This window comes from Sphingorhabdus arenilitoris (assembly GCF_042651485.1).
In the GTDB taxonomy this organism is placed as follows: Bacteria; Pseudomonadota; Alphaproteobacteria; order Sphingomonadales; family Sphingomonadaceae; genus Sphingorhabdus_B; species Sphingorhabdus_B arenilitoris.
The window spans coordinates 1119434-1144176 of record NZ_JBHSDH010000013.1 but is presented as its reverse complement, the minus strand read 5'-3'; the positions used below and the strand labels follow the sequence as shown (position 1 = coordinate 1144176).

General features: G+C 55.6%; 23 protein-coding genes. 12 read left to right on the top strand and 11 right to left on the bottom strand.

Annotated elements, in window-relative coordinates:
- Window positions 1-125: 125 nt before the first annotated feature.
- Window positions 126-1070 (bottom strand): stealth family protein, encoded by a 945-nt coding sequence (locus ACFOWX_RS09620; RefSeq protein ID WP_381423549.1) that lies wholly within the window; start codon window positions 1068-1070, stop codon window positions 126-128.
- A 149-nt stretch (window positions 1071-1219) separates the two neighbouring features.
- Here ACFOWX_RS09620 and ACFOWX_RS09615 point away from each other — a divergent pair, with 149 nt between their 5' ends.
- The 7 genes from ACFOWX_RS09615 (at window position 1220) to ACFOWX_RS09585 (ending at window position 7317) form a co-directional block, all read left to right on the top strand.
- Window positions 1220-2356, top strand: coding sequence for an FAD-dependent monooxygenase (locus ACFOWX_RS09615; RefSeq protein ID WP_381423547.1), 1137 nt, complete (start codon window positions 1220-1222; stop codon window positions 2354-2356).
- Window positions 2357-2912: 556 nt separating this feature from the next.
- Entirely contained in the window at window positions 2913-3086 is a 174-nt protein-coding gene (locus ACFOWX_RS09610) for a hypothetical protein (RefSeq protein WP_381423545.1), read from the top strand.
- The gene (locus ACFOWX_RS09605; RefSeq protein ID WP_381423543.1) at window positions 3086-3511 is read left to right on the top strand and encodes an OsmC family protein; all 426 of its coding nucleotides are present in this window, start codon (window positions 3086-3088) and stop codon (window positions 3509-3511) included. The genes ACFOWX_RS09610 and ACFOWX_RS09605 overlap by 1 nt, the downstream gene beginning before the upstream one ends.
- A 129-nt stretch (window positions 3512-3640) precedes the next feature.
- Window positions 3641-4849, top strand: a complete 1209-nt coding sequence (locus ACFOWX_RS09600; RefSeq protein ID WP_381423542.1) for an aspartate aminotransferase family protein — start codon at window positions 3641-3643, stop codon at window positions 4847-4849.
- Window positions 4850-4858: 9 nt separating this feature from the next.
- A complete protein-coding gene (argF, locus tag ACFOWX_RS09595; protein ID WP_381423540.1) occupies window positions 4859-5788 on the top strand; it encodes an ornithine carbamoyltransferase in 930 nt (309 codons plus the stop codon).
- Window positions 5788-6720 (top strand): Hsp33 family molecular chaperone HslO, encoded by a 933-nt coding sequence (gene hslO, locus ACFOWX_RS09590; RefSeq protein WP_381423538.1) that lies wholly within the window; start codon window positions 5788-5790, stop codon window positions 6718-6720. Before argF ends, hslO begins: the two co-directional genes overlap by 1 nt.
- Window positions 6721-6900: 180 nt before the next feature.
- The gene (locus ACFOWX_RS09585) at window positions 6901-7317 is read left to right on the top strand and encodes a DUF3617 domain-containing protein (protein ID WP_381423536.1); all 417 of its coding nucleotides are present in this window, start codon (window positions 6901-6903) and stop codon (window positions 7315-7317) included.
- A gap of 212 nt (window positions 7318-7529) precedes the next feature.
- Here the strand turns inward: ACFOWX_RS09585 and ACFOWX_RS09580 are convergent, their stop codons facing one another.
- The 3 genes from ACFOWX_RS09580 to ACFOWX_RS09570 all read right to left on the bottom strand — a co-directional run bounded on the left by ACFOWX_RS09580 (window position 7530) and on the right by ACFOWX_RS09570 (window position 12808).
- Window positions 7530-10436 carry a TonB-dependent receptor domain-containing protein gene (locus ACFOWX_RS09580; protein ID WP_381423534.1) on the bottom strand — a complete coding sequence of 969 codons (2907 nt, stop codon included), beginning with the start codon at window positions 10434-10436 and terminating at the stop codon, window positions 7530-7532.
- Window positions 10437-10608: 172 nt separating this feature from the next.
- Window positions 10609-11793, bottom strand: a complete 1185-nt coding sequence (locus ACFOWX_RS09575) for an acyl-CoA dehydrogenase (RefSeq protein WP_381423533.1) — start codon at window positions 11791-11793, stop codon at window positions 10609-10611.
- Between the two features lie 112 nt (window positions 11794-11905).
- Window positions 11906-12808 carry an SDR family oxidoreductase gene (locus tag ACFOWX_RS09570; RefSeq protein ID WP_381423532.1) on the bottom strand — a complete coding sequence of 301 codons (903 nt, stop codon included), beginning with the start codon at window positions 12806-12808 and terminating at the stop codon, window positions 11906-11908.
- A 213-nt stretch (window positions 12809-13021) separates the two neighbouring features.
- Here ACFOWX_RS09570 and ACFOWX_RS09565 point away from each other — a divergent pair, with 213 nt between their 5' ends.
- Entirely contained in the window at window positions 13022-14338 is a 1317-nt protein-coding gene (locus ACFOWX_RS09565; protein WP_381423530.1) for an OprO/OprP family phosphate-selective porin, read from the top strand.
- An 80-nt stretch (window positions 14339-14418) separates the two neighbouring features.
- Here ACFOWX_RS09565 and phoB read toward each other — a convergent pair whose 3' ends face one another.
- From phoB to ACFOWX_RS09530, 7 genes are all read right to left on the bottom strand, one after another.
- Entirely contained in the window at window positions 14419-15120 is a 702-nt protein-coding gene (phoB, locus tag ACFOWX_RS09560; RefSeq protein WP_381423528.1) for a phosphate regulon transcriptional regulator PhoB, read from the bottom strand.
- A 12-nt stretch (window positions 15121-15132) separates the two neighbouring features.
- Window positions 15133-15804 carry a phosphate signaling complex protein PhoU gene (phoU, locus tag ACFOWX_RS09555; RefSeq protein ID WP_381423526.1) on the bottom strand — a complete coding sequence of 224 codons (672 nt, stop codon included), beginning with the start codon at window positions 15802-15804 and terminating at the stop codon, window positions 15133-15135.
- 11 nt (window positions 15805-15815) lie between these two features.
- Window positions 15816-16562: a phosphate ABC transporter ATP-binding protein PstB gene (pstB, locus tag ACFOWX_RS09550; protein ID WP_381424995.1), complete on the bottom strand. Its 747-nt coding sequence runs from the start codon at window positions 16560-16562 to the stop codon at window positions 15816-15818.
- Between the two features lie 77 nt (window positions 16563-16639).
- Window positions 16640-17911, bottom strand: a complete 1272-nt coding sequence (gene pstA, locus ACFOWX_RS09545) for a phosphate ABC transporter permease PstA (protein WP_381423524.1) — start codon at window positions 17909-17911, stop codon at window positions 16640-16642.
- Complete coding sequence (gene pstC, locus ACFOWX_RS09540; protein ID WP_381423522.1) at window positions 17904-19292, bottom strand: phosphate ABC transporter permease subunit PstC; 1389 nt, start codon at window positions 19290-19292, stop codon at window positions 17904-17906. The genes pstA and pstC overlap by 8 nt, the downstream gene beginning before the upstream one ends.
- 109 nt (window positions 19293-19401) lie before the next feature.
- A complete protein-coding gene (locus ACFOWX_RS09535; protein ID WP_381423520.1) occupies window positions 19402-20451 on the bottom strand; it encodes a substrate-binding domain-containing protein in 1050 nt (349 codons plus the stop codon).
- Window positions 20452-20616: 165 nt separating this feature from the next.
- Entirely contained in the window at window positions 20617-21813 is a 1197-nt protein-coding gene (locus ACFOWX_RS09530; protein WP_381423518.1) for an ATP-binding protein, read from the bottom strand.
- Between the two features lie 180 nt (window positions 21814-21993).
- On the opposite strand from ACFOWX_RS09530, the gene ACFOWX_RS09525 reads away from it, so the two are divergent.
- From ACFOWX_RS09525 to ACFOWX_RS09510, 4 genes are read left to right on the top strand one after another with little or no spacing between them, the layout of a single operon-like run.
- On the top strand, window positions 21994-22443 hold the full coding sequence (locus ACFOWX_RS09525; RefSeq protein WP_381423516.1) for a hypothetical protein: 450 nt from the start codon (window positions 21994-21996) through the stop codon (window positions 22441-22443).
- A gap of 52 nt (window positions 22444-22495) precedes the next feature.
- Window positions 22496-22801 (top strand): HPr-rel-A system PqqD family peptide chaperone, encoded by a 306-nt coding sequence (locus ACFOWX_RS09520; RefSeq protein WP_381423514.1) that lies wholly within the window; start codon window positions 22496-22498, stop codon window positions 22799-22801.
- Window positions 22791-23648 carry an HprK-related kinase A gene (locus ACFOWX_RS09515; protein WP_381423512.1) on the top strand — a complete coding sequence of 286 codons (858 nt, stop codon included), beginning with the start codon at window positions 22791-22793 and terminating at the stop codon, window positions 23646-23648. Before ACFOWX_RS09520 ends, ACFOWX_RS09515 begins: the two co-directional genes overlap by 11 nt.
- Entirely contained in the window at window positions 23645-24739 is a 1095-nt protein-coding gene (locus ACFOWX_RS09510) for a nucleotidyltransferase domain-containing protein (RefSeq protein WP_381423510.1), read from the top strand. The genes ACFOWX_RS09515 and ACFOWX_RS09510 overlap by 4 nt, the downstream gene beginning before the upstream one ends.
- Window positions 24740-24743: the final 4 nt, after the last annotated feature.

The window sequence follows — 24743 nt, the reverse complement described above, 5'->3', positions numbered from 1 at the left end:
ATGCTGAACTTGTTTCAGCATACATAGAGGGCAGGCCCATAGTTATCCCGAAACGAGTTCGGGATGACGCGTATGGTTGGGGGATTTGATAATGCCGCGAACACAATATCAAACAGGCCGCTGCCTTACCCGCCAATCGCTTCGACGATCCGTGCGCGGGCATCGGGGAAGTTGCGTTCGACTTCGGGTAGGTCGTTGATGCATAGGAATTTGATGTTGCGCCGTTCGGCTCCGGCCAGATAGGCGTTGACGTCTTCGGCGGTCCAGCTGTTAAATGCGCCGACGGCAACGTGGAGATAATCGCGCATCCCCAATATTGCCGCATTGCCCGCCGACAGGCAGGCGTGGTTATGCAACGCCTGCGCCAAAAATTGCTGCGTATCGCGGAAGCGGTGCCCGGCATTGCGGATAAATTCGGCGCGGTAGGAATCGAATAAACGCGCCATCACACGGCGCAGCATCGGGTGGACGACATGGGCGCTGCTGAAAACCTGATCGGCGCTATACCCGATCATCGCGGCGGCGTTTATCTGATTATAATGGTTCAGCAAACTGGGGTCGCTGCGGCTTTCATCGCTGACCTCCAGATGCGAATAATCGGCCCATCCGCCGCGCAGCACGGCGGCGTCGCCGTCAAAAAAATCGGCCGGCTCCACCGGCGCGGTCAGGAAAACGTCATCGTTGAAATACAGGAAATGGTCGGCCAAGCCAGGGATGCGCCACAGCATTGTTTCGATGGACAGCGAATTGAATGTCGGCAGCGCATCTTCATATCCTGCAAAAATTTCGCGGTGATCGACGACCGCGATCTTTGCGGCAAATGCGGGCGGCAAGGGTGCATATTGCGGGATTTGATTGTCGGTCACGATCCACACCCGCCGCACCCATGGTGCATTATTGGCAATCGAGCGCAGGCAGAAATTCAGCTCATCACTGCAAATCCACCGGTGCGGATTGGTGCCATTGCCATGCAGCGGCGCAGTCGCATGGGCGAGATGATGTTCTCGCTTTGCCCGCAGCGCGGGATCATCGCCATCAACCCAGGTAATCACTGCATCTATATCAAACATATTTTGTTCATATCAGATCAGTGGGTTAAGTATACTCCACAGATTGCAGCCATTTTTTGCCGCGTTACCCAAAAACTGCTTCCTTACACCTATGAGTTTCGCATAGATCATGGTGGTTCCTATAAGGACGACACAGGCGGGCGGATTATATGAAAATTGCGATCATTGGGGCAGGTATTGGCGGGCTGACCGCGGCAATTGCGCTGCGACGCGCAGGGCACGAGGTTGAGATTTTCGAACAAGCGGGTGAAATTGCGCCCATGGGAGCCGCGCTCAGCATTTGGCCCAATGCGTTGGCAGCATTGGATGAAATTGGTCTTGGCGAACCCCTTCGCGAAATCGCACAACCTTTTAATGATGCTGGCGTGGCCGATTGGCGTGGACGTGATATCAACCGCTTTGCGGTCAGCGACGTGGCCGATGGTCAACGTGCCTGTTTGCCCACCCGCACGCAGTTGCAGAAATTGCTGTTGGATCATTTGGGCGACATCCCGCTGCATCTGGGCTGTCATTTGGTGCGGCAGGTTGAGAGCAATGACGCCGTCACGCTCGTCTTTGAAAACCGAACAGAGGCCAGTTTCGATATGCTTGTGGCAGCAGATGGCATATGGTCAAAGACGGCGCTTTGCGTGGAAGATAACAAACCTGCCTATGCGGGCTATGGCGGTATTTTGGCCATAAGCGGCTCGGTCCCGGGTCATCCATCCGCCATGCGCTGCACCGAATATTGGGGAAAAGGGGAACGGATCGGGATATTTGATCTGAACGATGACCGGAAATATTGGTTCTATATGAAAACCGGTTGCCGGGACGAAGAGGCCCGGTCGCTGACAACCGCGATTCTGGCAAAGAATATACAGGGTTGGCCAAAAGAAATTGCTGCTACAGTGCAAGCGACGGATGATGCGGATCTTATCCCGTTTGTCATTCATGCAAAGCGGAAACCAAGCAGGCTTGCACAGGGACGCATTTTGCTGGTTGGCGATGCGGGTCATGCGATGGAACCCAATATGGGGCAGGGCGCGTGCCAAGCGATTGAGGATGGTGTGACATTGGGCGCGCTAAGCCGGCGGACCGAGGATGCGATCGCGCTGGGCGAAGCCTATCAGCAGCAAAGGCTGAGCCGGGTTCGCGAATTTGTGGCTATGTCCGCGCAAGGCAGCATCGCGGCGCATAAATTGCCGCATATGCTGATCACGCCGACCCATGCGGTGATGCGAGCCATTTTTCCCGCATTGGCGAAGCGGCAAATTGGTAAACTGTTTCAATGGCATAGTCCGGCTTAAAAAGGGATACCGCCGTTTTGACCGTTACATATCGGCATCGCGTAAAAAACACTTTCCTACAGATAGAGGCTTGGCTTAGGCATTGGTCGTCATTCGGGCGGGCGGTTCATGAACGCTGGCTGGAGTGGCGGGGATGCGGCGGGCGAAAAAGGCCTGCTCGCACGGTCGGCGCGAAAGGGAGGGCAGTGAACGCAGCCCATAGAGCCTGTTCGATCAAGCTCAAACCCAGCGCGCACATGGCCGGATGTGATGGACAGGCGGCGGCGCATTTGGCCGCTATATGCCCATCCCGCTTTTGCAGCGGCGTCTATGCGGGTTACGAACCGTTACCGCATAGCATGGCAGTCCGGCCCCTTATCAACGGCGGCTGCGGGACCGGAAGTCTGGTGACGCCCGGCAGCCTTAAACGACAATAGACGCCAGCCGGCACGCCCTCCATGCGCTTGCCGCGCCGACCGCCCCCTTTTTTAATGCTGATGAACCGCGCGCCGCATTTGTTGGAAATTTTACTGCAAATGTTGGAAATTTGGTTATGCTCCCTGGCAAAGGAGCCGCAATGACACTTACCAAAGCTTTGTTGATATTCGCGCTGCTGGTCATCGCGTTTAATCTGTTTTTCTATGCCCGGTTCAAACGGTTAATGGCGGAAGTGAGAGTCCGGGCAGAGCAGCAAGAGGCCGCAGCAAAGGCCGATAGAGAGCGCAGCGATATACCCGAAGGAGAGCAATAATGGCAGGCCAAGGCAACCCATCGGCGGTGGTGCAGAGTGATGACGGCACCTATGCCCAGGCCGCATCGGCGCGCACGCATATATGGAGCGCAGGCGAGCCAGCGGATATGGGCGGCACAGATAATGGCCCCACGCCCTATGAATTGCTGCTATCCGCGCTGGGCGCTTGCACCGCGATCACGCTGGAAATGTATGCCGCGCGGAAAGGTTGGCCGCTGACCAAGGTTCACGTGACGCTGGAACATAGTAAGGAAAAACGGGATGGCGAAAATAATGGGCAGCCCGTCGATATGATCGACCGCATCGTCCATCTGGAAGGCGAACTGGATGATGAACAGCGCGCGCGGTTGATTGAGATAGCCGAAAAATGCCCGGTGCACCGCACGCTCACCAATCAGATTATGATCTCGACATTGCCCGGATAGCGCGCGCCCTAATTTGAACGATTACAGCCATTGATTTGGGTAAAGCGTGGCGGTATATGATTGCCATGTTATAGCGGCCTTTTTTGGGGCCGCTTTCTTGCTTTTGGCGAAATGAAAAGGAACTATGCCATGACGATTACCCCGCTGATGCCCGTTTATCCCCGGTGCGGATTTCGTCCGGTGCGCGGTGAAGGATCGTGGCTGATTGCCGAAGATGGTGCGCGTGCGCTTGATTTTGCCAGCGGCATTGCGGTCAATCTTCTGGGTCATGGCCACCCGCATTTGACACAGGCGATTGCAGAGCAAGCCGCGACGTTGATGCATGTATCGAATCTCTATGGCAGCCCGCAGGGTGAGAAATTCGCCAAACGCCTGACCGACAGCACCTTTGCCGATACGGTATTCTTCACCAATAGCGGCGCAGAGGCCGTCGAATGCGCGATCAAAGCCGCGCGCGCCTATCATCAAAATGCGCCCGAAGAAAGCGAGCGAAGCGACCGGTTTGAAATCATCACTTTCAAAAATGCCTTTCATGGCCGGACCATGGCGACGATTAGCGCGAGCAATCAGGAAAAAATGCACCATGGCTTTGCGCCGTTATTGCCCGGGTTCAAATATGTCGAATTTGACGATCTGGACGGGGCAAAGGCCGCGATCACCGATAAGACTGCGGGCTTTTTGGTGGAGCCGGTGCAGGGCGAGGGCGGCATCCGCCCGGCGAGCGAGGCGTTTATGCACGGCCTGCGCGCGCTGGCCGATGAACATGATTTGATGCTGGTACTGGATGAGGTGCAATGCGGCGTGGCACGTACGGGCAAACTGTATGCCTATGAACATTATGGCATCATCCCCGATATTATGGCGAGCGCAAAAGGCATCGGCGGCGGTTTCCCATTCGGGGCCTGCCTCGCCACCGAAAAAGCCGCGCGGGGTATGACCTTTGGCACGCATGGCAGCACCTATGGCGGCAATCCGCTCGCCATGGCGGCGGGCAATGCGGTGTGGGACGTAGTCGCCAATGACGAATTTTTGGAACAAGTGCGCAGCACCGGTGAGAAATTGCGCAGCGCGATTGAACAATTTATCGGCAATTATCCCGAAATGTTCGACTTGGTACGGGGCAAAGGGCTGATGCTTGGGCTGCGGTTAAACGATCAAGTCGTCGCCCGCGATTTTGTGAGCCATTTGCGCGACAATCACGGTCTGCTGACGGTTGCGGCGGGGGATAACACGCTGCGTATTTTGCCGCCGCTCAATATTGGCGACGCCGAAATTTCGACATTCATCGAAAAACTATCCGCCGGTTCTGCTGATTTTGCGAAGCCGGAAGCGGCGTAGGCGGGGTAGGTGATAAGGCATTTCCTAAACCTTTCCGATGCCGGCGGCGATGCGATTGCCGCGATGATTGCGGATGCGATTGACCGCAAAGCGGCGCGGGCAGGCTGGCCCAAGGGCAGGGTGGATAGCGACGCGCCGCTGGCGGGCCACACGCTTGCCATGATTTTCGAAAAAAACTCGACCCGCACGCGCACGTCGTTTGAAATGGCGATGAAGCAATTGGGCGGCGACAGCATTTTCATGGCGGGAGACCAGATGCAGCTGGGCCGGGGCGAGAGCATCGCCGATACCGCCCGTGTGCTGTCGGGTTATGTCGATGCGATTATGATCCGCACCGATGACCATGCAAAGATTGAGGAAATGGCCCGCCATGCCGGTGTGCCGGTGATCAACGGCCTCACCGACCTGTCGCATCCGTGTCAGATTGCCGCTGACCTGCTGACCATCATCGAACATGGGAAAGCGTTGCCGGGGCTGGAACTGGCCTGGCTGGGCGATGGCAATAACGTGCTCAACTCGATCATTGAGGCGGCGGGTTTGATGAAATTCAACGTCCGCATGGCCGTGCCCGAGGGCTATGATCAGGATATCGCCTTTGTGGAGCAGGCCCGCGCGGCGGGAGCCACAATCACCTTGACCCGCGATGCAGCCGAAGCGGCGGCTGGCGCGGATATTGTCGTCACCGACACATGGGTCAGCATGGGGCAGGACCATGCCCATAATAAACTCGCCGCGATGATGCCCTATCAGGTGAATGACCGGTTGATGGCACAGGCAAAGGCGGATGCGAAATTCCTCCACTGCCTGCCTGCGCACCGGGGGGAGGAAGCAACCGACAGCGTCCTTGACGGGGCACAATCGCTGATCTGGGACGAGGCCGAAAACCGGCTTCATGCGCAAAAATCCATTTTGCTATGGTGCTTTGGAAAGCTGGGATAATGGCGGAGCAATCCGAAACCCTGTCCGATTTGCCGCTCGCATTTTCCATTCCGGCCCGCCATGCACGGGGACGGATCGTGCGGCTTGACGGGGTGCTGAATGAAATATTGTCGGCGCATAAATATCCGCCCTTGATCGAAAAGACTTTGGCCGAGGCATTGGTGCTGGCCGCGCTGCTCGGTTCGGCGATCAAAGATGATGAAGGGCAGCTGACCATTCAGGCGCAGACCGAAGAGGGCGCAATCGACCTTTTGGTATGCGATTATAAGGACGGCGCGTTGCGCGGTTATGTGAAGCATGACCCGGAAAAGCTCGCTGTGCTTCCCGCCAATGCGACATTATTCGGCCTGTTTGGGAAAGGCTATCTCGCGATCACTTTCGACCGCAAAGTGCCAGAGGAAAAAGGCAGCGGCCGGTATCAGGGCATCGTCCCATTGGAAGGCGACAGCCTGTGTAGCGCGGCAGAGCATTATTTTGTGCAATCGGAACAGATACCGACATTGATCCGCGTCGCCATCGACCATGTGGATGGCCCGGACGGGCCGCGCACCGTCGCGGGCGGCATCATGCTGCAGCATCTGGCCGATGGTGAGGAAGGACGCGAGCGGCTTCATGTGCGGCTCGATCATCCCGAATGGGAGCATGTGTCAATATTGGCGGGCAGCATAAAGCCGCAGGAGTTGACCGACAGCGCGCTCCCTCTTGAGGAAATAGTCTGGCGGTTATTTCACGAAGAAGATCAAGTGCGGATCAGCACGGCCAGCCGGATTAGCAAAGGGTGCCGATGTGATCCGGTGCATATTCGCGATGTCATCGCCCGTTTTGCCGCCGACGAACGGACGGAAATGGCGGAGGATGACGGCAACATCACCGTCAATTGCGAATTTTGTTCCCGCCAGTTTCCGATCAGCTTGGCCAGCTTTGATAACTAACCGCTGGCCGCATCGGCGGTTTGTCCATTTATCGAAAATAGATAGCGAATATGCCGTTCATCCTTCATAAACCACAAATTGTCGTAAATAATGTCATAATATCGCCTACATGCGGCGGTAAAAGAAGGACATGTTTCGGTGGGTCGCTGCTTTTATAATTGATGAGTGGCATAGGATTTTATGAAAAAAATCAACAAATACCTGATATTATCTGGGGTAATTTCATGCGGCGCGGCAAGCGCGGCTGCGGCTTTCGTACAGGGCGGCGGCTCCAACCTGCTTGGCACATTGGAACCGGGATTGTGGCAATTTAAGGCAGTGGGCGGCGGTGCTCCGGCAACGCCGGTGCGGCAGATGTGTGTTAAAAATCAGGAGCGGCTGGTGCAAATTCAGCATGGAGCGCGCGATTGTGAGCATTATGTTGTGCGCGGCAATGCCGCAACGATGACGGTCAGTTACAGCTGCAACGGAGCGGGGCAAGGGCTAACCTCTATCCGCAAGGAATCGGCGCGGCTGATCCATATTGATTCGCAAGGTATCCATAATAACGCGCCTTTTTCCTTTACGGTCGAAGCGCGCAGAGTCGCGGCTTGTTAGCCGCCTCGGCCTAGGGTCAGGACCTAGCATATAATTTTTCTCAAATCTGCTTAACGCAAAATTAACCATGACGCCGTAAACAGGTGTCAGTCTTTATGAAACTCTCTCTTCATCAAGGCTTTCCTCCCTTTGGGCCGAAACGCCCTAAAACTGGGCCGCCCGTCACTGACGAGCGGCCCGATTGTTTTTGGGGATGGCTTAGGGGCAGGACCCTAAAAGCCGATTTTCAACCCAAGCCGGTAAATACGGCCCAGCGGGTTGCCGATGAAAGGGTTATAGCCCAGCGGCAGACGTGCCTGCGATGCCTCTTCATTGGTGAAATTTTCAACGCCGAATTGCAATTGCGCGTCCAATGCCTTTATCGGCAGGTCATAAGCTGCCTGAAAATCATGTTGGATATAGCTTTCAATATCGCGGCCAAAATTGGTGGGTCCAAAATTGGTGGTGGCGCAAGGGGCAGGCAGATCGGGGCAGCGTTCATCGCGGACCCCGTCAATATATTTGACGCCGTAACGCAGGTTCAGTCCGGCAATATTGAAATTGGCAAAGGCGTTGCCCCGCCACGGCGAAATGGTGCCGGGAAGCCTGTCCAGATTGGCGAGGCCCACCGCATCAAAACCGCTGCGCAATAGCGCCCCATTGAGCATGAAGTCGCCTACCTTGTAAGTCAGGATATGCGCGGCATTTGCGCCCAGCGTCAATGTGCCAGAGCCGATGTCGGTTTTGAAATTAATCTCAAAATCAAGGCCGGTGGTCTTCGTCTTTGGACCATTGACCCATTGCGTAAATATCCGCGAAATATTCAACCCGGTTGTCGTCCCCTGCACACAGGCACCGCCGTCAAACGTGATTAGCGAGGCAAAGGGATTGGAACAATCGGCGAGGCCGCCCGCGACCGGCACAACATTGCTGGCGATCGCCTGTGCATCGGTGGTGGTGATTTCATCCTTGAAATCAAAGCTCCAATAATCGACCGAGAAAGTGAAGCCGCCAAATTTGGCAATCGCGCCGACATTATAGGTGAAGGCAGTTTCGGGGCCCAAATTATTGGGGTTGCCCGCAATATCGACGGCTTTGAAATTGGCCGATGCCGCGTTGATCGCGGCCAATGTGGTCACCGCGTTGCTGGAAACCTGGCTTGCCAAAGGTGCCCGGAATGTGGTGCCAACGGATCCCCGGAATACGAGAAAATCGGTGAGCTCCCAACGAATTGACGCTTTGGGGTTGAATGTCGATCCGATCGACCCACCATAGCTTTCGAAGCGGGCGGCGCCCGATATTTCCAATGTATCAGCGATGGGGACATTGACCTCGGCAAATGCGGCCCAAACATCCTGCTGCAATGCTTCTGGCCGCGTTCCGCCTAGGAAGATGAAGGAACCCGCCCCCTCGAGTGGTCCGCCGACACAGCTTCGGTCGCCCAATATAACACATGGGTTGATATCCAGATTTGATTCAGCGCGCAGCGGACGTGACAGTAGATCAGTCTTTCGATATTGTGCGCCCGCAGCCCAGCCAACCGGTCCGCCGCCCAAATCAAAACCGAGCTCGCCGGAAAAAACCAAGTCAGCGACGAAGGTTTCCTCGGTTTCTTCGACGCCATTTGCGACTTGTAGATATTCCACCAGTTCAACCGAATTTTCATTGCCCCGAACATAAAATGGGTTGGTCAAGCCGAGCGCCGGATTGCCAGGCCCCGCATTGATAAAGGGGTTGAACCACAAACATCCGCCGACCCCTGGAGTACCCGTTGCGGGATCGCAATTGGGTCCGCCGAGACCATTGAGAGCATCTTGCAAACGGCTGCCAACGATGCCGGGCGAGCTGCGCCGCCGTTCATAATTGGCCCATGTCAGATATAGCTGACCGCGCAATGTATCGGAAAATTCATTCTCAAACCCGCCGGACAGCCGGTAGGCCTTGTTATTCGCAGTTTGGCGCCCCGACCCGCGTTCGTCGCGCGGATTGCCCAAATTGCCAAAGGGCCGCCATAAAAAGATACCAATGGGCCCTGATGGCGGGGCCAGGCCAAGCTGATTGGCAAATACCAACGCACCGGGGTTATTGGGCGCAACGGTGAAACCACCGCCCAATCGCGCACCGCCCGGCCCTTGCAATGGCGGATAGCCGGGCGAAGTGCCAATGGCATCCAGATCAGTCTGAGCGTAAGTGGCCTCTCCGTGGAATTTCAAACTATCGCTCAGCTGCACATCACCTTGCAGATAACCTTGGTAAATATCGGTTTCTTCGATCAAATTGTCGAAGGGAATGAAGCTGAACCGGCATACTGCGCCATCGGGAGTTCCGCCTGTCTCTGCGCATCCACGGTCGGGTCGTGCGCCTACGCCGGGGATGATAAACAAGCCAGGGGTGGCAAGCGCGGACCATGCCGACGGGTTCACCGCATAGGGTTGGAAGCCATAATCACGTTCTGTCGTCGGTAATTCGGATCGGTGCTGCCACCCAAAACCAGCCATGATATTGGCATCGCCAAATTGGCCGCCTGCCAAAATGGATGCGGTATAATTTCCATCCGAACCATTGATAAATTCATAATCTGCTTTTGCTTCGACGCCTTCAAAGCCAGATTTGGTGACGAAGTTCGCCACGCCCGCGATCGCGTCCGACCCATAGGTCGCAGCGGCGCCGTCCTTCAATATTTCTATCCGGTCCAGCGCGAAGAGCGGAATGGAGTTGGTATCGCCAAATCCGCCGCCCACTGCGCCCGGCGCGGTCAGCGTTCGGCGGCCATTGAACAGCACCAGCGTCCGGGTAGGCCCAAGGCCGCGAAGGTTGATCGAACCCAAGCCCTGATTGGCCTGTGCATTGGTTGCAAATTGGTTGCTGTCGCCAAGGACGCTGCCCACTTGCGGCAGGTCTTTAATGAACTCCAGCGGCGATGACACGCCCGCTACGTCAAGGTCTTCCGACCGGAATGTATCAACCGGCTGCGCTGCATCTTCGGGGGTTCCCCGAATGAATGAACCAGTCACAACGATGATTTTTTCGTTTTGGGGCGTTTCCTCTGTGTCCTGAGCATGTGCCCAATTCGGGGTCAGGATCAGCCCAAGCGCCAAAGCGCCTAGGGCACAATTATTGCGTAAAATATGATGTTTCACAGCGTCTTCCTCCCAATTTTGTCCGCATGTTTTTGTCGGACATTCCAGTCCCGGATTATTTCCGGAATTCCTGATTTTGATTGTAATGTGCTACCGTTTGCACCGGTGAGTCAAGGGGGCGCCACAATCGCGGCCATCATTGCTACCTTATCAGCGACCGTATTTCCGCCGCTTAAAAGGCCGAAATCCCCGTCACCGCCCGGCCCAATATCAGCGCATGGACATCATGCGTGCCTTCATAGGTATTGACGGTTTCCAGATTGGCCGCATGGCGGATCACTTGATATTCCTCGCTGATCCCGTTGCCGCCATGCATATCGCGGGCGGCGCGGGCAATGTCGAGCGCTTTGCCGACATTATTGCGTTTGATGATCGAGATCATATCGGGTGCAAATTGCCCGTCATCCATTAACCGGCCAACGCGCAAGCTGGCTTGCAGGCCAAGCGCAATGTCGGTCATCATATCGGCCAGCTTTTTCTGAAACAGCTGCGTTGCCGCCAAAGGCCGCCCAAACTGATGCCGGTCGAGCCCATATTGCCGCGCGGCATGGAGGCAGAATTCCGCCGCGCCCATCGCCCCCCAACTGATCCCATATCGCGCCCGGTTTAAGCATCCAAACGGGCCTTTCAAACCCTGCACATCGGGCAGCAACGCGTCTTCACCAACCTCAACGCCGTCCATCATAATCATGCCGGTGGTCGATGCGCGCAGCGACAGTTTGCCCGCAATTTTCGGCGCAGATAGGCCCTTCATTCCTTTTTCCAAAATGAAGCCGCGAATGCCGCCGCCATGCGCCTCGCTTTTGGCCCAAACGACAAAAACATCGGCAAAGGGGGCGTTGGAAATCCATGTCTTGCTGCCGCTGATGACATAGCCGCCATCCACTTTTTTGGCGGTGGTTTTCATGCCCGCAGGGTCGCTGCCCGCGTCAGGTTCGGTCAGGCCAAAACAGCCAATCAGCGTCCCTGCCGCCAATCCGGGAAGATATTTGCGCCGCTGCTCCTCGCTGCCATAAGCGTGGATAGGATACATGACGAGCGAGCTTTGCACCGATGCCATGGACCGGTATCCCGAATCCACTCGCTCAATCTCCCGCGCGATCAGGCCATAGGCGACGTAGCTTGCGCCCGCGCCGCCATATTCTTCGGGGACCGTTGCACCCAGCAATCCCGCTTGACCCATCAGGGGGAATAGCTCCGGCGCGTCAATTTCTTCGCGGTAGGCATCAATGACGCGGGGTTGTAATTCGCCTTGTGCAAATCCATGTGCGGCATCGCGAATCATCCGCTCCTCTTCGGTCAGCTGCCCCTCCAGATTGAACGGGTCCGCCCAGTCAAATGATGCCATGCCAGCCATTGCACTATCCTTACACGCGTGTGGTAGAAATGAGAAAAACCGGTTAGGCTTTTCCGCGAGTGCGGGCAAGCTTAACCGGTTGCATTTCTGTCTGGCGCTATTGCGGGCAGGATTAACCCAGCGCTTGCAATGCTTTCATCACTGCCATGGATTGTTCGGCGCCCGATTGCGGCACGGTTTCACCAGCACGGTCGATAATCTGCGCAAATGCGGCGGCGACGCCTTCGGGATTGCGTTGATCTTCGGGCAGGGCAACGCCGGGTGTCATGGTGACATAGGCGGCATGATAAGCGCCTGCGCCTGCGCCAATGATCATATTGGTCGGCGCATCTTCGCTGACCAAATAAAGCGCGGCAGGGGCGACATTTTCGGGGGTGAATTTGTCAAACAATTCTGCAGGGAAAATATCTTCGGTCATCCGCGTACCGGCGACGGGCGCAATAGTATTGCATTTGATGTTATATTTCGCGCCTTCCAGATACAGCGTCTTGGTCAGTCCAGCGAGCCCCAGCTTTGCCGCGCCATAATTGGCCTGACCAAAATTGCCATATAGGCCGGTCGATGATGCGGTCATCAGGATGCGGCCATAGGCTTGTTCGCGCATGGTGTCCCAAACCGCCTTGGTGCAATTGGCCGATCCATTCAGATGCACGTCGACGACCAGTTTGAAATCCTCTGGCTCCATTTTCGCGAAGCTTTTGTCGCGCAAAATACCGGCATTGTTGATCAGGATGTGAACGCCGCCCCATTCTTCCTTTGCCTTTGCGACCATTTCGACCATTTGGTCATATTCGGTGACGCTGCCGCCGTTGGACATGGCCGTGCCGCCCGCGCTTTTTATCTCTTCAACGACTTTTAACGCAGCATCGGAGTGACCCGTCCCATCGCGGGCACCGCCCAAATCATTGACCACGACTTTTGCGCCGCGGCGTGCCAATTCTAATGCGTAAGCGCGGCCTAGGCCCCCGCCTGCGCCGGTAACGATAGCGACTCTGTCTTTGAAACTGATTGTCATGGGAGATCTCCTGCGATTGTCATGCGGGTACGAAACGCCCGCTATTTATAAGCTAACTATGTTTTGGCATGTAGTTTACGTTTACGCAAGCGTAAAGCATATATTGCGGCTCTACCGCATCGTCACAAAACAGAAATTTTTTGGTCATTAACGAGTCACAAAATTGCTCTCTAGGCGTCACCATCTACAAACAAATCGGGTTGGGAAGCCAAAATGAAGTTCAAAAAATCATTGTTAATCTGTTCGGCGCTGATCGCCATTCCTCACGCAGCACAGGCGCAGGATAGCGCCAGTGAAGTTGACGCCCTGCGCGCCGAGGTCGCCGCGCTCAAGGAACAACTTGCCGCTGTCGCAGCCAAGGTTGATGAAGCTGCCAAAGCGAAAGAGAAAAAAAGTTCCGCGCCAGAGGTCAAATGGAAAGGCGCGCCTGAATTGGAAGGCGAAGGCGGCTGGAGCTTTAAACCGCGCGGCCGTTTGCTGTATGATGTCGCCAACGTATCAGCACCATCGGCGATCAATGACCGGGGCCTTGGATTTTCAAACGAATTGCGCCGTGCCCGTCTGGGCGTGCAAGGCACCATCCCCGGCGGCTTTGGCTATAAATTCGAAGCTGACATTGCGACGGGCGATGCCGAAATTACCGATGCCTATCTGGATTACAACCACAAAGGCCTGACGGTCACCGTGGGTCAGCATAATAATTTCCAATCGCTGGAAGAATTATCGAGCAGTAACGACACCAGCTTTTTGGAACGCGCCGCTTTTACCGATGCATTTGGTTTTGAACGCCGCGTGGGTGTGTCGGTGCAATATGGCACGGGCGCATTTTTGGCAGAAGGCGGAGTTTTCACCGATAATATCAGCGATTTGGGCAGCGACGAAAATAACAGCATCGGGGTAGATGGCCGCCTGGTCTTCATGCCGAAACTGGGCAAGACGCAGCTGCATTTTGGCGGCAGTGTCCATCTGCGTGAATTAAACGACGCGGCGACCTCGGTGCGCTACCGCCAGCGGCCATTGGTCCATTCGACCGATACCCGCTTCATCGACACCGGTAGCGTTACCGCAACGTCGGAAACCAGCTATGGCCTCGAAACCGCGATCATTGCGGGCCGCTTCCATGCCGCAGCCGAAGGTCATTGGGTAAATGTGGCGCGTCCCGGCGTAAATGTGCAGGATGCCAATTTCTTTGGCGGATCATTGGAAGGCGGCGTTTTCCTGACCAACGACACGCGCGGATATAAGGCGGGTATGTTCCGCGGCGTGAAGGTGAAAAACCCGGTTGGCCAAGGCGGATTTGGCGCGTTGCAATTCAACGTTCGTTATGACTATCTCGACCTGAATGACGGTCCGATCGTGGGCGGTAAACAGGATAGCTATCAGGCGTCGTTGATTTGGACCCCGATTGATTATCTTCGATTTATGATCAACTATGCCAAGATGGATTATAGCGATGCCGCGATTGCCGCCGGCACCGACCGCGATTATTCGGTCGATGTCGTGGGCGCCCGCGCGCAGGTTACATTCTAACAACAGCAGGTATATGATCCACAAAAAAGGGCCGGAGTTTTATGCTCTGGCCCTTTTTTAATGTGGTATGTGACCGGGCGTCAGGCGCTGTCTTGGTCGAGCGAATAACCGGCGGACCGAACGGTGCGGATAATGTCCCGGCCGCTTTGCGATCCTTCGTTCAGCGCTTTACGCAGGCGCCGGATATGCACATCGACAGTGCGGATTTCGATATCGCTATCATGGCCCCATACCGCATCAAGCAGGCGCTCGCGTGAAAAGACGTGACTGGGATATTCGAGGAAATGTTTCAGCAAACGGTATTCGGTGGGCCCGAGTATAACGGTTTTGCCCTCGCGCTTTACCTTATGCGCCACGGTATCCATTTCGACATCGGCAAAGCGCAAGGTTTCTCCGACCAGCGCCGGACGCACACGGCGCAGAACGGCATTGGCGCGCGCCACCAATTCGCGCGGAGAAAAGGGCTTTGTTACATAATCATCGGCCCCAATTTCCAATCCTCGGATACGGTCATCTTCCTCACCGCGCGCGGTCAGCATGATGATCGGCACATTCGCGGTGGTGTCGGCTTTGCGCAATTGGCGGCAAACCTCGATGCCGGAAAGATTCTCAATCATCCAATCGAGCAGGACAATATCAGGTGTCCGTTCGCGAGCGAGCAGGAGAGCTTCTTCGCCGTCGCTCGTCTGGCGAACGTCAAATCCCTCACGCTCAAAATGCCATTGGACCAGCTCGGCCAGTGCCGCATCATCCTCGACTAGCAATAATTGCGCGTTGGGCATGGGTTTTCCTTGTTAGGCGTCGGGCAGATTTTGCCCGGTTTCTGTGAAAAATATCATTTGAGCACAATTGGTGCTGTGATCGCCAATCCGTTCCAGATTTTTGGAAATGAACAGTAGATGCGCTATTTCCGTGGCGGATGACGGATTTTTTGCAACAAAGCCAATAAAGTCGACGAAGAGATCCTTGTATAGTTGATCCACTGCATCGTCGCGGGCTGTCACGGCCCGGGCCAGATCAATGTCGCGCTTGGCATAGGCGTCCATCGCGCTGCGCACCATTTCGGCGGCGATTTCGCCCATTGTTTCCAACTGTTTGTTGCTGTTCAGAAAATCCTTACTTTCCAGCTGCCCCACCCGTTTGGCGATATTTTTGGCATAATCGCCAATGCGTTCAATAACCGCCGATAATTTCAACGCCGCGACCAATTCGCGCAAGTCATCGGCCAACGGCGCACGAAGCGCGATGGTTTGGACCACCAGTTTTTCGACTTCGGTCTCCAGCCTGTCGATAATCTTGTCATCGGCATGGGTGGATTTTGCCAAATCCTGATCATTACCAATCAACGCCTTCATCGAATTGGTAACGGCGGCTTCCGCGCGGGCTCCCATTTCCGCGATCAGTCCGCGAATCTGGTCCATATCCTGATCAAATGCCTTGGCAGTATGCGGTGTGCCTGTGCTCATTATCTTATCCTTTAACCGTATCGGCCGGTAATATAGTCTTTGGTGCGGTCGGCCTTTGGATTGGTGAAGATATCCGAAGTCTGTCCAAATTCGACCAGCTCGCCCAAATGGAAGAATGCCGTACGCTGCGACACGCGCGCGGCCTGCTGCATATTATGGGTCACGATGATGATAGCATATTTTCCGCGCAGATCGTGAATTAACTCTTCGATCCGCGCCGTGGCGATCGGATCGAGCGCGGAGCAGGGTTCGTCCATCAATATCACTTCGGGATCAACCGCAATGGCACGGGCGATACATAGGCGCTGCTGCTGACCGCCCGACAGCGCAGTGCCGCTGTCGGCTAGGCGGTCCTTCACCTCGGTCCATAGGCCCGCACGGGTCAATGACGTTTCGACAATCTGGTCGAGCTCCGCCTTACCCTTTGCAAGCCCGTGAATACGCGGGCCATAGGCGACATTGTCATAAATGGATTTGGGAAAGGGATTGGGTTTTTGAAACACCATACCGACCCGCGCACGCAATTGCACCACATCCATTTTGGGATCGTAAATATCCTGCCCATCCAGCTCAATCCGGCCTTCGACCCGGGCGCCGATGATGGTGTCATTCATCCGGTTCAGTGAGCGCAAAAATGTGGATTTGCCGCAACCGGACGGGCCGATAAAGGCGGTCACATTTTCCATGTCGACGTCAATCGATACATTTTTGATCGCTTGATTATCGCCATAAAAAACATCGACATTGCGCGTAGACATTTTCGGGGTTGTTACCGGCGTCTCTGATACTGTTGCTGCCTCGGTCAAACCGAAACTCCTCTTTTTCTAAATAGCGTTTACCAGCGGGTTTCAAATTTATTGCGCAGGTAAATGGCGAGTGCGTTCATTCCCAACAGGAATATCAGCAAGATGATAATGGCGGCGCTGGTTTTTTCAACAAATCCCCGGTTGACTTCATCCGACCATAGGAAAATCTGTACCGGTAAAGCGGTCGCGGCATCGCCAAATCCGCCGGGCGGGGAGGAGATGAAGGCGACCATGCCGATCATCAATAACGGCGCTGTTTCGCCCAATGCGCGGGCCATGCCAATGATGGTGCCGGTCAGGATACCGGGCAAAGCGAGCGGCAGGACATGGTGAAACACCACCTGCACCGGGGATGCGCCAATACCCATTGCGGCCTCACGGATCGATGGTGGAACCGACTTAATCGCGTTACGCCCGGCAATGACAATCACCGGCATGGTCATCAGCGCGAGGGTCAACCCGCCAACCAGCGAGGAGGATCGCGGCATCCCAAACCAGGTCAGGAATACCACGAGGCCAAGCAAGCCGAATATGATCGATGGAACCGCGGCCAAATTGTTAATCGACACCTCAATCAAATCGGTGAATTTGTTTTTGGGCGCATATTCTTCGAGATATAGCGCCGCCAATACGCCGACCGGGAAAGCCATCGAAAGCGTCACGATCAGCGTCAGCAACGATCCTTTCAGCGCCCCCCATATCCCGACATCAGCAGGATCGGTGGCGTCCGACGCGGATAAGAAATTCCAGTTAAAGCCGGATTTCAAATTGCCCTGTGCGCTCAACTCCCGAGCCGCTTTTTCCATCTCCGCGCTGCCCGTTCCCTTATAAGCAATGTCAAGCGGCGATGCGGCAGGTAGCCAGATTTTGGTCTTTTGCGTAATCAGATCAGGATTATCGAGCAATTGTTCACGCAAAGTCACCGCCGCATTGGCGGAGACATAATTGATACCTTTTTCGCCATAACCCCGGGTCACGGCCAGATTGACTATCCCGGGCAAATCCATCGATTGCAGCGTGGCATTTGCATTGGGACCACGCAGCGATTCTGGGTTGGCCCCTGCGCTCAGTGCGGGCAGGTCAACCGACAGGGCTATCTGTGTTTGCCGAAAGCCATTCAGCCCTTTGCCGACCATGGTGAACAGGAGGAATGCAAGAAATAATACCGACAGGCCGATGGCAAAATAACCCATAAATTTGAAACGGGTTTCGGCGGCATAGCGTTTGGCGATCCGCCGCTGCATTTCATCGCTTTGCCAATTGGTGGGCGCTTTTTTGGGGGCGGCGGCTGTATCAGTCATAAGCTTCACGATATTTCTTCACAACGCGCAGCGCCATGATGTTGAGCAGGAACGTGACCAGAAACAGCGTCAGGCCAAGGGCAAACGCGGCCAGCACTTGCGGTCCGTTGAAGTTAATATCTCCGGTGAGCAGCGCTTTAATCTGCACCGTGATGGTTGAGATGCTGGCAAACGGATTTGCGGTCAGGTTGGCGGTATAACCCGCCGCCATGACCACGATCATCGTTTCGCCAATCGCTCGGCTGACGGCCAGCAATATGCCGCCAACCACGCCCGGCAATGCAGCGGGCAGCAGGACTTTTTTGATCGTTTCGCTTTTCGTTGCGCCCATGGCGAGCGACCCGTCGCGCATTGCGCTGGGCACGGCGGCGATGCTGTCATCGGCCATCGACGATACGAGCGGGATGATCATAATGCCCATCACCACGCCAGCGGCCAGCGCATTGTCCGACGCCGCATTGCTGAACCCGATCAACACCGCAAAGTCGCGCACCGCAGGCGCCACGGTCAATGCGGCGAAATAGCCATAAACAACGGTGGGCACGCCAGCCAAAATCTCCAATATCGGTTTCATCCAACTGCGCATCCGGGCGCTGGCATATTGGGTCAGGTAAATTGCGCTCATCAGGCCCAATGGTATGGCGACAATCATGGCAATGACCGCGCCGACAAATATTGTGCCCCAAAATAACGGTATCGCGCCATAGCCATTGTCATAGCCTTCACCAACGGTCGCGCGTGGGCTCCAGCTTGTGCCGAAAAGAAATTCGATTGGCGAGACCATTTGGAAAAACCGGACGGTTTCAAAAATCAACGAGGCGAAAATGCCGATGGTGGTGATGGTCGCGATCAAGGATGCGATCAGCAGCAACGCCATGACGAGCCGCTCCACCTTCGTGCGGGCGCGCAAATCAGGTTTCAACCGCGTATAGGCGAATAAAGCGCCCACGAGAAAAAGCGCCATTGCTACGGCAAAACCGATCCAGCGATAATGCGACAATGCCTCTTTATAGGCCGGAACCAATGCTTCGGATTGCGCTTGAAACGCGCTATCTTGCAGGCCCTGAGCAATCGCGCGCGCTTCGGATAATATTGCCGCCCGGCCAAAATCACCGGCTGGCAAATCGGCGGCGGCAGGTGACAGCAAGACCATATTGGTCACCAGCCCGGGGGAAATGAAATCCCACGTAATTGAAAAAATAATCGCAGGGATAACCGCCCACAGCGCCAGATACCAGCCATGATAGGACGGCAGGCTGTTGACATAGCCGCGTTGTTTGCCCGCACCATCGCGCACAAACATGGCGGCCCGGGTCCGGCCAGTGATCCAGGCGATTAAGCCAAGACCCAAAATTAGGAACAATAAAGCGGTTCCAGCCATGATGTTCCATTAACCCCTGTTATAACCGGATGCGCCCAAAAAAAGGGCACGGAAGCGATTCTTATACCCGAATCTTTCCGTGCCCATAGACGCTATCATTGTTGCAGTTTTATTTCAGCTTTGAACCATCAAGGGTGGTCAGGTTTGTCGCCGCATCGGTTGCCGCTTTGCGAACATCATCGGGAGCCGCGATCAGGCCCAGTTTCGCAAGATAGCTGCCCTTAACGCCAGCTGACACAAATTCAGCCAAAAATTCTTTGATGCCGGGAATTTTGTCGACATGGGCTTTTTTGACATAGATGAACAAGGGGCGGGCGCCGGGATAGCTGCCGTCCGCAATCGCATCAAAGGTTGGCGTTACGCCGTCGATCGCAATACCGCGAACCGTTGCGGCATTTTCTTCCATATAGCTATAGCCAAATACGCCGAGCATATTCGGGTTGGCGGCCAGCTTCTGAACGATCAAATTGTCGTTTTCGCCTTGCTCTTTATACATTCCGTCGGTGCGGATGTCATGGCAGATGGCTTCATATTTGTCTTTGTCGGTGTCTTTCAACGCCTTGGTCGGAGCGTCGGTTTTGCAGCCTGCTTCCAAAATCAGCTCAGCAAACGCATCGCGTGTACCAGAGGTTTTGGGTGGGCCAAAAACAGCGATTGGCAAATTGGGGAGCGACGGATTGACATCCGACCAGTTTTTGCTGGTGTTCGGCTTGCCAAAAGGATTTGCGGCCAACGCTTTATAAACATCGACAGCGGTTAACTTCATTTCAGGGCCTTTGACCGATTCCGCAATTGCGATACCATCGATACCAACTTGGATTTCGACAATGTCGGTAACGCCATTTTTCGTGCAAGTTTCAAACTCGCTTTTTTTCATGCGGCGCGAAGCGTTTGCGATGTCAGGCGTTTGTGCGCCTACGCCGGCACAAAATGCTTCGATCCCGCCGCCGGTTCCGGTCGATTCAACAACCGGATTTTTGCGCGAAGGATCGGCTTTCTGGAAAGCTTCGGCAACAGCTTTCGAAAAAGGAAATACAGTTGACGAACCGACAATACGGATTTCCTGACGAGCACCAGCCGAGCCGCCGGAGCTGGCTTGGTCATTACAGGCGGCCAGCGCCAGAGTGCTGATGGCAATAAGCGATAATTTTTTTAACATTGAAATTTTATCCCCATAAAAATAAAATCGGAGCTGGCCGGGAGAGGCTTTTGTTGCTCCGCTGGGGACGCCATTAGGCGGGTTAGATGGCGCGAATGTGACTCTTATATTTCAAATAAATGACAGCGGTAATCGCCGCCGAGATGAGGCTACTCCGGCTTATCCTCACTGCTTACCCGCAATGGGTATCAACACGCGGATTGTCGTGCCTTTGCCTTGTTCGCTTTTGATTTCCAAATGCCCGCGGTGGCCATCGACAATATGTTTGACCAGCGACAGTCCCAGCCCAGTGCCGCCAATGGCGCGGCTTCGCCCCGAATCGACGCGGTAAAATCTCTCGGTCAATCGCGGCAGATGTTCGGGCGCTATGCCTTCCCCTTCATCCGCAACCGATAGCGCCAACATTGATCCTGACCGGGACTGTTCCAATGCGACGATAATGGGCGTAGCTGCCCGGCCATATTTCATGGCATTGGCCACGATATTGCTGACCAATTGGCGCAGCCGTCCCTCATCACCCATAACAGGCGGCAAATCAGCGGCCAGATTCAACACAATATCATGTCCGCGCGGATCCGCGCCCTCAATCAATGGCTGTACCGTGTCGGTGATTATCCGGTCCATATGCAGGACGGCGGAGGGCAAGTGATATTTTTCCGCCTCAATGCGTGAAAGCGACATTAAGTCGCGGATCAGCGCCTGCATCCGGCTGGCTTCATCTTCCATGATCTTGAGAAATCTTTTTCGGGTTTTCTTCTCCGCCCCGGCTTCGGTCTCGGTCAGCGCTTCGATAAAGCCTTTTATTGCGGCCAGCGGCGTCAGCAATTCGTGGCTGGCATTGGCGACAAAATCTACACGCATTTTTTCGGCGGCTTGCGGTCCGGTTTTATCGGACAGATGGACCAGCTTTTCATTATCGCCCAATGCCGCGATCCGCATTTCCCAAATCTGGTCGCGAAGACCGATACCTATCAACCGTATCGGCCGGCCATCATGCTTGACATCGGGATCGGACAGCCGTTCGATCGCGCCTGCATGGCGAAAGGCTATTTGCACGGATTTCCCGATTATTTCTCCGCCTAACAGCTGTAGCGCCAATTTGTTGGCATGGGTAACGCGGGCGTTTTTGACAACGACCACGGCGTCTGCGCTGGCATCGAGCAGCAATTGAAATTGTTCATGACTGCTAATTTGGGGACTATGCTGCTGTTCGCGGAGCCTGCGTTCTTCGGCCTCTTTTCGGTCATCATAATCCGTGCCGATGAATAACGCGATCAAGGCGGCGATAAACATGATCACCATGCGTTCAAATTGGCCGTTATCAAGGCTGGCCATATATGCACCGACCAGGATAATCAGCACTGCAAACGCCGTCTTGACTGATATTAACGTCCGCAACATGGTTAATAACTCCCAAGCCTCGCATTAGGCTTTTGTCGATATTTGTCCCACATATAGACGCCGCAGAACAAGACAAGAGCCGCCTATGGCTTTTCCGCGATTTTATGATAGGCCACCGTCCGACGATAGGATTGATCAACGATGACCGATAAACCGAATGATACACAGCACAGCAAGGGCGAGGGTGCAGCAAGCGTGGACCCGGCAGATGCAGCGGGCCGTGACTGGCAGCCCACACGCCGCCGGGCATTGATGCTGGGTGCGGTGGGTGCAGCGGCAGTGGTTTCGGTTCGTCCGGCCTTGGCACAGGCGGCAGGTTCGGTGCTCAACTGCGAAATTCCGGTTACAGGCCCCCATGCTGCGGGTCAGAATATCGCCGCCGATGGGCGTTTGGTTACCCCCGATACGCCGGGTTCCTTTGCACCGACGGGGCGTAAATTTACGGGCGAGCAGGTAAAAGCCGCGCTGCGCGGGCGCAGCTTGCCGGGCACGAGCTATGAAGAAAGCCAGGCCTATGTGAATTATATCCGCCGCCTGCAACATGGGCAGAGCGGATTTACCTGTTACGCCTCGCTGCAAATGCCGCGATGAGGCGCTTCATCACTATTATTGATTATTAAGGGGTTTTTGATAGGCCGTCTGCATGACTGGCCCAACGCCTCTTGACCAAAAATATCGCGCCGAAAAAAGCGAGGATATTATTATCCATCCGCTCGACGTGATGACGCTTATCTATCAACGGCGCAGCGGCATCACGCATATTGTCGCCGACCCTGTGCCGCAAATATTGGAAGCGATGGCAGGCGAGGCGATGACCGCGTCTGAACTCATGGCAAAGCTGTCAGGCAGTTTCGATATGGACGGCGGCGATGACGTGCAGATAATACTGTCGGAAAGGCTGGAAGAACTGGCCTCTCTGGGCCTGGTGGAGCCTGTCCATGCGCCATGAATTTCGCGTCCGTGTCGGGCCAGCCGCTTTTCGTATTGGCAGCGACTGGCCCGCGCCGGTGGAGCAGATGCGCTCGCTCTATGCCGATTATCCCGCCGCTGATTTCACCGACTTCACCGTCCGGTTGGAGGCGACCAGCGCGCTGCGCCGTTTCATTCGGCCATCGGTTGCGATCAATGGCGACTATATGCTGCCCGATGCTGCGCCCTTACCCCTGGACCAAGGATTATTGGCCGCAGAAATGGGTATGAATTTGCAAATGGCGCTGGGTTGGCGGCGGCAATTGATTTTGCACGCGAGCGCAGTCGAGCGGGGCGGCAAGGCATTGATTATGACAGGCGCGTCGGGGTCGGGCAAATCAACCTTGTCGGCAATGCTGGGGCATAAGGGATGGCGCTTCATGGGCGATGAATTTGCGCTGATCGATCCGGTCACCGGCAACGCCATACCCTATCCGCGTATGATCAGCCTGAAAAATGAAGCGATAGCCGCGATGCAGGCGGCAGCGGCAAGTGCCCGTTTCGGGCCGTTGATGCGCGGGACGCCAAAAGGTGACATATGCCATATGGCCCCGCCAGCGGGTGCGATTGAGCGCATGGGCGAAGCGGCCAAGCCTGCTTTGCTGCTATTTCCGCGATTTGGCTATGCTCCTGCGATCCGCGACATGGGCGCGGGCGAGGTGTTCATGCGTTTGACGCAGGCATCGACCAATTATGTCGCGCTGAGCGAGGCAGGCTTTACCGCGCTGACCCGTTTTGTAGAGGAGGTCCCCGCCCGCGCCATCGACTATCAAAGCGGCGAGGAAGCCGAAGCTTTGGTCGAGCAATTATGGGCTGAACTGGCATGAGCAGTGCAAGGCAACTTGTCGCCGCGCTGCGCGATCCGGCGTCCGTGCAATCGCTCAGCGGTGAGGGCTGGACCGCGCTGATTACCATCGCGCGGGCCGAACAGCTTTTGGGCACGCTGGCCTGCAAGCTTCAGGGCATGGATATGCCGCCGCCTATTGCCGCAGCGCTGGCCGACGCGCGGCTGAATGTGGAATATCAGCATCGCAGCGCACTGTGGGAGGCCGATTGTGCGCGGCGGGCGCTCTCCGAATATCCGGGGGCGGTGGTGCTCCTGAAAGGAACCGCTTATGTTGCCGCCGGTCTGCGCGCGGGCGAGGGGCGGCATATTGGCGATCTCGACATATTGGTCGCGGCAGATGGCCTGCCCGAGGCGGAAGCGGCGCTGACCGGTAATGGCGGATGGGAATGGGTGAAGGAAGATGCCTATGACGATGCCTATTACCGCGACCATATGCACGAATTGCCGCCGCTGATCCATAAAGAGCGCGACCGGATGATCGATGTGCATCATACGATTTTGCCGCTCACCGCAAGGCCAAAGCCTGATGCGGCGGCTATGTTGCAGGATGCTATCCCCCTCCCGCCCGCAGGAGGGGTTAGGGTTGGGCAGGCTTACACTGCCGATAAAAACCCACCCCCGGCCCCTCCCGCAACCGGGAGGGGAGAGTTGTTTGTATTCACCCCAGAAGACATGGCGTGCCACTGCGCCGCGCATTTGATGGCCGATGGCGATTTAACTGGCGGGCTTCGCAACCTTTGGGATTATCACTGTTTGACGCAGGAATTTGCAGAACAAACCACAGATTTTTGGGCGCAGTTGGAGCGGCGGGCCAGCCATCATCAGCTTTTGCCCGCCGTGCAGCGTGCGGCGCGGGTTTCGGCGCACCTATTTGGCACCGAAATTCCGCCTGCATGGCGCAAAGCCCATTGGCAGGACGGATATTATAGTCGCCGCCTGCTCGCCCGCGATGAATGGGGGCGCGGCACGCATAAATTCACACGGCTGCTCTTCTATATCCGCTCGCATTGGCTGCGGATGCCGCCCGCCATGTTGGCGCGGCATTTATGGACCAAATGGCGCAAGGGGTAGCGGC

Excerpts from the sequence above, each read along its gene's own strand:
- ACFOWX_RS09620 (WP_381423549.1), bottom strand. The coding sequence starts at position 1,070 with ATGTTTGATATAGATGCAGTGATTACCTGGGTTGATGGCGATGATCCC.
- ACFOWX_RS09615 (WP_381423547.1), top strand. The coding sequence starts at position 1,220 with ATGAAAATTGCGATCATTGGGGCAGGTATTGGCGGGCTGACCGCGGCA.
- ACFOWX_RS09610 (WP_381423545.1), top strand. The coding sequence starts at position 2,913 with ATGACACTTACCAAAGCTTTGTTGATATTCGCGCTGCTGGTCATCGCG.
- ACFOWX_RS09605 (WP_381423543.1), top strand. The coding sequence starts at position 3,086 with ATGGCAGGCCAAGGCAACCCATCGGCGGTGGTGCAGAGTGATGACGGC.
- ACFOWX_RS09600 (WP_381423542.1), top strand. The coding sequence starts at position 3,641 with ATGACGATTACCCCGCTGATGCCCGTTTATCCCCGGTGCGGATTTCGT.
- hslO (WP_381423538.1), top strand. The coding sequence starts at position 5,788 with ATGGCGGAGCAATCCGAAACCCTGTCCGATTTGCCGCTCGCATTTTCC.
- ACFOWX_RS09585 (WP_381423536.1), top strand. The coding sequence starts at position 6,901 with ATGAAAAAAATCAACAAATACCTGATATTATCTGGGGTAATTTCATGC.
- ACFOWX_RS09575 (WP_381423533.1), bottom strand. The coding sequence starts at position 11,793 with ATGGCTGGCATGGCATCATTTGACTGGGCGGACCCGTTCAATCTGGAG.
- ACFOWX_RS09570 (WP_381423532.1), bottom strand. The coding sequence starts at position 12,808 with ATGACAATCAGTTTCAAAGACAGAGTCGCTATCGTTACCGGCGCAGGC.
- ACFOWX_RS09565 (WP_381423530.1), top strand. The coding sequence starts at position 13,022 with ATGAAGTTCAAAAAATCATTGTTAATCTGTTCGGCGCTGATCGCCATT.
- phoB (WP_381423528.1), bottom strand. The coding sequence starts at position 15,120 with ATGCCCAACGCGCAATTATTGCTAGTCGAGGATGATGCGGCACTGGCC.
- phoU (WP_381423526.1), bottom strand. The coding sequence starts at position 15,804 with ATGAGCACAGGCACACCGCATACTGCCAAGGCATTTGATCAGGATATG.
- pstB (WP_381424995.1), bottom strand. The coding sequence starts at position 16,562 with ATGTCTACGCGCAATGTCGATGTTTTTTATGGCGATAATCAAGCGATC.
- pstA (WP_381423524.1), bottom strand. The coding sequence starts at position 17,911 with ATGACTGATACAGCCGCCGCCCCCAAAAAAGCGCCCACCAATTGGCAA.
- pstC (WP_381423522.1), bottom strand. The coding sequence starts at position 19,292 with ATGGCTGGAACCGCTTTATTGTTCCTAATTTTGGGTCTTGGCTTAATC.
- ACFOWX_RS09535 (WP_381423520.1), bottom strand. The coding sequence starts at position 20,451 with ATGTTAAAAAAATTATCGCTTATTGCCATCAGCACTCTGGCGCTGGCC.
- ACFOWX_RS09525 (WP_381423516.1), top strand. The coding sequence starts at position 21,994 with ATGACCGATAAACCGAATGATACACAGCACAGCAAGGGCGAGGGTGCA.
- ACFOWX_RS09520 (WP_381423514.1), top strand. The coding sequence starts at position 22,496 with ATGACTGGCCCAACGCCTCTTGACCAAAAATATCGCGCCGAAAAAAGC.
- ACFOWX_RS09515 (WP_381423512.1), top strand. The coding sequence starts at position 22,791 with ATGCGCCATGAATTTCGCGTCCGTGTCGGGCCAGCCGCTTTTCGTATT.
- ACFOWX_RS09510 (WP_381423510.1), top strand. The coding sequence starts at position 23,645 with ATGAGCAGTGCAAGGCAACTTGTCGCCGCGCTGCGCGATCCGGCGTCC.